General features: G+C 64.8%; 8 protein-coding genes. 4 read left to right on the forward strand and 4 right to left on the reverse strand.

Annotated features, from left to right (window positions below; genetic code table 11):
* From GJ693_RS16970 to GJ693_RS12375, 3 genes are all read left to right on the forward strand, one after another.
* Positions 1-560 (forward strand): hypothetical protein (locus tag GJ693_RS16970; RefSeq protein ID WP_197042164.1); only part of this gene is annotated, 560 nt, incomplete at its 5' end.
* Positions 557-1,228, forward strand: a complete 672-nt coding sequence (locus tag GJ693_RS12370) for a MarC family protein (protein WP_235902867.1) — start codon at positions 557-559, stop codon at positions 1,226-1,228. The genes GJ693_RS16970 and GJ693_RS12370, both read left to right, overlap by 4 nt.
* A 69-nt stretch (positions 1,229-1,297) precedes the next feature.
* Positions 1,298-1,963, forward strand: coding sequence for an SDR family oxidoreductase (locus GJ693_RS12375; protein ID WP_156256601.1), 666 nt, complete (start codon positions 1,298-1,300; stop codon positions 1,961-1,963).
* Positions 1,964-2,028: 65 nt separating this feature from the next.
* Here GJ693_RS12375 and GJ693_RS12380 read toward each other — a convergent pair whose 3' ends face one another.
* Positions 2,029-2,718, reverse strand: a complete 690-nt coding sequence (locus tag GJ693_RS12380; RefSeq protein WP_235902868.1) for a PEPxxWA-CTERM sorting domain-containing protein — start codon at positions 2,716-2,718, stop codon at positions 2,029-2,031.
* Positions 2,719-3,093: 375 nt separating this feature from the next.
* Complete coding sequence (locus GJ693_RS12385) at positions 3,094-4,314, reverse strand: argininosuccinate synthase (RefSeq protein WP_156256603.1); 1,221 nt, start codon at positions 4,312-4,314, stop codon at positions 3,094-3,096.
* 70 nt (positions 4,315-4,384) lie between these two features.
* On the opposite strand from GJ693_RS12385, the gene GJ693_RS12390 reads away from it, so the two are divergent.
* Complete coding sequence (locus GJ693_RS12390; protein WP_156256604.1) at positions 4,385-4,807, forward strand: DUF1801 domain-containing protein; 423 nt, start codon at positions 4,385-4,387, stop codon at positions 4,805-4,807.
* A 473-nt stretch (positions 4,808-5,280) separates the two neighbouring features.
* Here the strand turns inward: GJ693_RS12390 and GJ693_RS12395 are convergent, their stop codons facing one another.
* Together GJ693_RS12395 and GJ693_RS17405 are read right to left on the reverse strand one after the other, a co-directional pair.
* The gene (locus GJ693_RS12395) at positions 5,281-6,774 is read right to left on the reverse strand and encodes a S10 family peptidase (RefSeq protein WP_156256605.1); all 1,494 of its coding nucleotides are present in this window, start codon (positions 6,772-6,774) and stop codon (positions 5,281-5,283) included.
* 53 nt (positions 6,775-6,827) lie between these two features.
* Positions 6,828-7,012: hypothetical protein (locus GJ693_RS17405; RefSeq protein ID WP_207789963.1), on the reverse strand; the 185-nt coding region annotated here is incomplete at its 5' end.

Below are 7,012 nucleotides of genomic sequence, written 5' to 3' on the forward strand. Positions count from 1 at the left end.
CGGTCGCCGATGCCGAGCGCGCCTTTGCCGCCGATGCGCAGACCAGCGGCCAGTGGACGGCCTTTCGCCGCTTTGCCAGCCAACGCGCCTGGATGTTCGCGCCGCAACCGGTCAAGACCCAGCGCTTCCTGGCCGGCCGCGCCGATCCGGCCAAGGCGATCCGCTGGTGGCCGGTGGTCACCACCACCGCCTGTGATGGCAGCCTTGCGCTGTCGCAGGGCCAGGCCATCGCGGCCAACGGCGGGCGCGGCGCCTTCAACACGATCTGGACGGTCGAGCCCGGCACCGGCTGGCGCTGGCTGGCCGATTTCGGCAGCGACCCGTCAGGCCCGGACACGCCAGTCGCCGTGACCGAACGGCGCGCCAGCTGCCGCAACCTCGCCGCCGCTGCCGCCAGCGAGCCGATCGTTGCCAGCCCGCTGCCGCGCCTTGATGGCGGGGCATCGCGCGATGCCAGCCTGCGCTGGGTGCTGCGCGGCGACGACAAGGCGCATCTGCTGCTGGTCTGGGCCTGGGATGGCCGCGGCTGGCGCGAGATCGCCCGCAAGGTCGGGCCATGACGGCACTCGCCCTCAACGGGCCGCTGGTGCAGCTGTTCATTTCCGCCTTCGTCACCCTGTTCGTGGTGATCGATCCGCCCGGCTGCGTGCCGATCTTTTCCAGCCTCACCGCCGGCACCAGCCCGAAACATCGCATGGACATGGCGGTGCGCTCCAGCCTGATTGCCGGCGGCGTACTGATCGCCTTCGCGCTGGGCGGTGAAAGCTTCCTGTCGGCGCTGGGCATCACCCTGCCCGCCTTCAAGATCGCCGGCGGCCTGATGGTGTTCGTCATCGCCATCGACATGGTGTTCGAAAAGCGCACCCAGCGCCGCGAAAGCCGCGCCGAAGAAGTGAAGTCCGCCGCCGATGCCGCCGGCAAGCCGTTGGAAGAAGAAGATATTTCGGTCTTTCCGATGGCCATTCCGATGCTGGCCGGGCCGGGCTCGATCGCCTCGGTGATGCTGCTGTCGGCCCGCACTGGCGACCTGGTGCAGGAAGCCGTGGTGCTGGGCGCGCTGGTCGCCGTGCTGCTGCTCACCCTGCTCTGCCTGCTGGCGGCCGGGCCGATCATGAAGCTGATGGGCGCCAAGTTCGAAGGCGCGCTCACACGGCTGCTCGGCGTGGTGCTGGCCGCCCTGGCGGCACAGTTCGTCATCGACGGCATCAAGCAGAGCTTTGGGCTCTGACAGGCTGAATTGTTCGACAGGCCACCGGTTGCCGGCCACATTATGCCCATTGCAACCGGAGATACCGACATGCCTTCAGCTCTCATCATTGGCGCCTCGCGCGGCATCGGCCTAGGCCTTACCCAGGAACTGCGCAGCCGTGGCTGGGACGTTGTCGCTACGCACCGCAGCGCCGCCCCTGCACTGGCCGCCACCGGCGCTCGGCTGGCCCAGGTCGATATCGACGATGGCGAGACAGTAGCAGCGCTGGCCCGGTCGCTGGCCGGCGAGTCCTTTGATCATGTGCTAATCAACGCCGGCATTATTGGCGACCGCGCTGACACTGCCAGCAACGTCAGCCGCGAGGCATTGGCGCAGCTGTTCTGGACCAACGCCATCGCCCCAGTCCGCACGGCGCGATTGTTGCTGCCGCTGGTCAAGGACGGCGGCTCGATCGGGTTCATGACCTCGATCCTGGGTTCGGTCGCTGGTCGCCAGTCGGGCTGGGCCGAGCTTTACAGCGCCTCGAAAGCCGCGCTCAACAGCCTGACGCGCGGCTTTGCCGTGCAGGACGTTGGCAACCGGCCGGTCGCCATCCTCAACCTGCACCCCGGCTGGGTGAAGACTGACATGGGCGGTGACGGCGCCGATATCGATGTCGCCACCAGCGTGAAGGGCCTGGCCGACGTGATTGCCGCCGCCCGGCCGCCGGGCCAGCGCTATCTGGATTATACCGGCGCCACCATTCCCTGGTGAGCCACAGAAAAAGGGCGCCGTTCCCAGCGGAACGGCGCCCTTTTCCAATCAGATGAAAGGCTGGTTCAGGCCGCCTGATGGCTGCGGCGGCGGCGCGCGGCGAAGCCGACAAAGGCAAAACCGGCGATCAGCATCGCCCAGCTGTTCGGTTCCGGCACCACGGTGCTGTTGACCGCCACATTGTCGAGGATCGGGCCGCGGCCATCATTGTTGCCGGTGACGCCGAAGCGGATGCGGAACGAGCCGGAGGTAGTCGGCACGAACGACAGCACATAATTCACATAGGGCCGCGTACGGGCGATGACTTCGTTGTAGGTGCCAAAGGTGGTGAGGCCGACGCCGGTGCCACCGTAGCTGCCCTGGAAGCCCGAAACCAGGGTGAACTGGCCAATGGTTTCCGGATTGGTGAAGTTCAGCGCGAAGTTGAAGGCATCGGTGCTCGTCAGGCGCTGGTTGCCGCTGAGGTCAAAACTCACGGTGATCAGCGAGCCCGCATTGAAGTTGATCAGGGTGCTGGTGATCGCGCCGACGTTGGGCGAGCCGACCATATCGAGGCAGCGGCCCACGCCACCGACGCAGGTGATGCCACCGCCGCCGGAATTGACGAGATCAACGCCGCCGGTGATCGTGAAACCCGGGATGCTGGTCTTGTTGCTGCCGGTCGTGACCGCGTCGAAATTCTGGCTGAACAACACGGTGGCGCTGGCCGGCATGGCTAAAACGGCGGCGGCAGCAATAACGGCAAGCAAACGCATGAAAATCTCCCTCGTATGGGTCATTTCATGCAAAAAATGTGCCAAAACCGGAAAAGTCGGATTCGGCCTTACTTGTCAGAGAGATAGAGGGAAAATTTGCCAGCGCCCACGCCGAATGGCTGTAAACTGTGCCGACATGGCACCGCCCCGCCTGCGCCGATCCAGATCAGAACGGCAAGCCGCTCGCGGCTGCGACTCGGCGATTCAGCCCCGTTTCACCCATCCAGCCTGACCTTGCCGTTATCAATGGGTTAAGGATTGCGATTTTCCCAATGATTCCGGGCCTTGCGAGAAATCAGGTCCAAAATGGTGTAAAAAATCCCGACACTTTGGACGGCCCGCCAACGGTGCCAGCAGGCCGTCATCACGGACTGATCAGCGCCCATCGCGGCGGCCCAGCAGCCGCAGCCGCAGCGCATTCAGCCGGATGAAGCCGGCCGCATCGCGCTGGTCATAGGCGCCGCGATCGTCCTCGAACGTGACGATGCCGGCCGAATAGAGGCTGTGCGGCGACTTGCGGCCGACCACCCCCACGCTGCCCTTGTACAGCTTCAGCCGCACCGTGCCGGTCACCTTGGCCTGGCTGTGATCGATGGCCGCCTGCAGCATCTCGCGCTCGGGGCTGAACCAGAAGCCGTTGTAGAGCAATTCCGCATATTTCGGCATCAGCTCATCCTTCAGATGCGCCGCGCCGCGATCCAGCGTAAGCTGTTCGATGCCGCGGTGCGCGATGTGCAGGATGGTGCCGCCCGGCGTTTCATACATGCCGCGGCTCTTCATGCCGACAAAGCGGTTTTCCAGCAGATCGAGCCGGCCGATCCCATGCCGCTTGCCCAGTTCATTGAGCTTTGCCAGCAACGTCGCCGGGCTCAGCCCCTCGCCGTTGATCGCCACGGCGTCGCCCGCTTCGAAATCCACGGTGATATATTCCGGCGCATCGGGCGCGTCTTCCGGGTGATCGGTGCGGCTGTAGACATAGTCCGGCACCTCTTCCCACGGATCTTCCAGCACCTTGCCTTCCGACGAGGTGTGCAGCAGGTTCGCGTCGGTCGAGAACGGGCTCTCGCCGCGCTTGTCCTTCGCCACAGGGATCTGGTGCTGTTCGGCAAAGGCAATCAGCGCCTCGCGGCTGGTCAGGTTCCATTCCCGCCACGGCGCGATGATGCGGATATCGGGCGCCAGCGCGTAATAGCCCAGCTCGAAGCGCACCTGGTCATTGCCCTTGCCGGTCGCGCCGTGGGACACGGCATCGGCGCCGGTCAGCTTGGCAATCTCGATCTGGCGCTTGGCAATCAGCGGCCGCGCGATCGACGTGCCGAGCAGATACAGGCCTTCATACAGCGCGTTGGCGCGCATCATCGGGAAGACATAATCCTTCACGAACTCTTCGCGCAGATCGTCGATGAAGATATTCTCCGGCTTGATGCCCAGCATCAGCGCCTTGGCCCGCGCCGGCTCCAGCTCCTCGCCCTGGCCCAGATCGGCGGTGAAGGTGACGACCTCGCACTGATACTCGGTCTGCAGCCACTTCAGGATCACGCTCGTATCCAGCCCGCCCGAATAGGCCAGCACCACCTTCTTGATCGAATCAGCCATCGCAAGTTCCTTCGAATTGTGGATGCGCGCCTATTTGCTAAGCTGCGCACTTGCAAGCGGGGGAACGCAGATGGCCGACTCACCCAAGACACTGCCCACCACCGCCAGCGTGCCCGCCTTCCTCGCCGCCCTCGAACCACCCCGCCGCCGCGACGAAGCCGAGGCCATCTCGGCGCTCCTGCAATCCATCGCCGGCAGCCCGCCCGTGCTGTGGGGCAGCAGCATCATCGGCTATGGCCAATATACTTACCACTACGCCTCCGGCCGCACCGGCATCTGGCCCCGCCTCGGCTATTCCCCGCGCAAAGCCCAACACGTCGTCTATCTGATGGACGGGTTCGACGGCCAGGCGGACCTGCTGGCTGGGCTGGGCAAGGCTACGACTGGCGTGTCCTGCCTCTACATCAAGAAATTGGCCGATATCGATATGGACGTGCTGGCCGAAATGGCCCGGCGGTCATGGGCGATGATGGCGGCGCGTTACCCGGTGTAAGAGGGGCCTCCGGCGGGCAGGGGCTGAGCCCCTGCACCCACTTTCGTTGGCTTTGGCTCACCGTCTGCAGCGGCGCGATTGATGGGGTTGTAGGTTACAAAGTTTACAATTTCCTCTTCATGCGCGTGCGCGTCCTTGCACGGTGACGCATCACCTTGGCGCCGCCCGCAGTGCCGCCCGCAGTATAACCGCACCAGCCGCGTGTAGGACAGGCCATCGCCGCGCCTGGTACACCTTCACACGTCACCCTGGACTTGATCCGGGGTGACAATTGAAAAGGGTGAGCCGTCTCCCCTGTCATGCTGGCGCAGGCCAGCATCCATTAGTGAGCCAGCGCAACCCGCGAAGTCGATGGCCCACCCGGCGCGGTGGATGCTGGCCTGCGCCAGCATGACGGGAACTTGATAGTTAGGGACCGTCCGAAAACGAAAGTGGGTGCAGGGGCTCAGCCCCTGCCCGCCGGAGGCCCCCTCTTACCTCTGCCGACGAATGAAGTCCCTGATATCGTTGGACAGTTTCGTCCGATCCGGGCCGTGGACATACATCATGTGGCCGGCGTCGTAGTAATGATACTCCACCCGATCCGTCGGCCAGCCGGGGCGGTTCATGCTATATTCGGCGAAGTGGAAGGGCGTGGCGAAATCGTACCAGCCCTGGCCGACCCAGACTTTCGTCTTGCTGTTTTCGCGCAGGGTGCGGGCGAGGCCGGGGGCGACGTTCACATATGCGTCGCGGCCGTTGCCGAGGCGCCAGTCCCACTGGCCGACACCGCCGATGGAGACGTAGCTGCGATCCGTCTTGTAGCCGAGATCACCGCGCAGATAGGCGTTCACGGCGGCCGGATAGGAGGCATCAATGCCGTAGAAGCTGGGATCATTGTCCGGCCCTTCGCCGGCGTTGTCGTAATCCTTGCCGGTGTAGCGCGCGTCGAGGCGGCCGATGGTGAGGCCGCGATCGCGCAGCAGTTCCTTGTAGAAACGGCCGGGGGTGACGCGCAGATTGGCCTGTTCGAGATAGGTTTCGGACAGGCCGGTGAAGCGCGCCAGTTCCTTGCGGATGGCAGCGCGTTCGGCGGCGGGCAGGCTGTTCCCCTTGATCAGCGCGGTGATGTAGGGGCCGCTGGCAAAGGCGCGGGCTTCGGCGGCCCAGGCTTCGACGCTGGCTGGCTTGTTGGGGATCTTGTCGTGATACCAGGCGGCCGTGGCATAGCTGGGCAGGATGCCCATATATTGCATCTCGTTGCCTTCATCCTCGGCCTCCAGCCCGAAATCGAGGATGGTGGAGATGAGGATGACGCCGTTCAGCGCGACATCGTTGTAGCCGCGGTTGAGTTCATAGGCGACGGCGGCTGATCGTGTCGTGCCATAGGATTCCCCGCCCAGGAACTTGGGCGCATTCCAGCGGTTGTGCTCGTTCAGCCAGAGGCGGATGAATTCGGCGACCGACTTGGCATCGCTGGTGACGCCCCAGAACTCCTTGGGATCGGTCTTTCCAAGCGCATAGGACCAGCCGGTGCCGACCGGATCGATGAACACCAGATCGGCCGCGTCGAGCAGCGATTCGGGGTTGTCCGTGATGTCATAGGGCGGGGCGCCGTCGTCCTTGGCGTCAGGGATATTCACCCGTTTGGGGCCAAAGGCGCCCATATGCAGCCACAGGCTGCCCGAACCAGGCCCACCGTTGAACAGGAAGAACACCGGGCGGTTCGGCTCCGGATTGTCCTTGATGTAGCTGGTGGAGAAGATGGCGGCAGTGGGCTTGCCCTCCTTGTCCTTCAGGAAGGTTTCGCCGACCACTGCGGTGTAGTTGATCTTCACCCCGCCGAAGGTGCCGTTGCGCTTGGCGACGACACGGTTGGGGGTGGGCGCGGCGGCCTCTGCTTTCTCGGCGGGCTTGTCGGCGGCCTGGGCCAACACCGGCGCCGACAACGCGGCAGCCAGTGCCAGCATCGAAATGAAACGAGCCATTTTATTCTCCCCTTTTGCCGGCTCGGGATAGCCGGGCGGCCGGGGGAGTTCAATCAGAAGCCGTCGGCTGCAGCGCTCCAGGCCAGCGGCGGCGGCGTCACGATGGGGGCGCGCGGGCTTGCCGGGGGTGCCGCGGGTTCGGCCGTAACCGGCACTGCCTTGGCGAGCTGGCCCACGCCCCAGGCCCCGACCGCGATGGCAGCCAGCGTGACCGGCGAAACGCGGCGCAGCATGAAGG

The sequence above is a fragment of the Sandarakinorhabdus oryzae genome (assembly GCF_009733735.1).
Lineage (GTDB): Bacteria > Pseudomonadota > Alphaproteobacteria > Sphingomonadales > Sphingomonadaceae > Sandarakinorhabdus > Sandarakinorhabdus oryzae.

Coding starts and splice junctions, on each gene's coding strand:
- GJ693_RS12370 (WP_235902867.1), top strand. CDS start 557: ATGACGGCACTCGCCCTCAACGGGCCGCTGGTGCAGCTGTTCATTTCC.
- GJ693_RS12375 (WP_156256601.1), top strand. CDS start 1,298: ATGCCTTCAGCTCTCATCATTGGCGCCTCGCGCGGCATCGGCCTAGGC.
- GJ693_RS12380 (WP_235902868.1), bottom strand. CDS start 2,718: ATGCGTTTGCTTGCCGTTATTGCTGCCGCCGCCGTTTTAGCCATGCCG.
- GJ693_RS12385 (WP_156256603.1), bottom strand. CDS start 4,314: ATGGCTGATTCGATCAAGAAGGTGGTGCTGGCCTATTCGGGCGGGCTG.
- GJ693_RS12390 (WP_156256604.1), top strand. CDS start 4,385: ATGGCCGACTCACCCAAGACACTGCCCACCACCGCCAGCGTGCCCGCC.
- GJ693_RS12395 (WP_156256605.1), bottom strand. CDS start 6,774: ATGGCTCGTTTCATTTCGATGCTGGCACTGGCTGCCGCGTTGTCGGCG.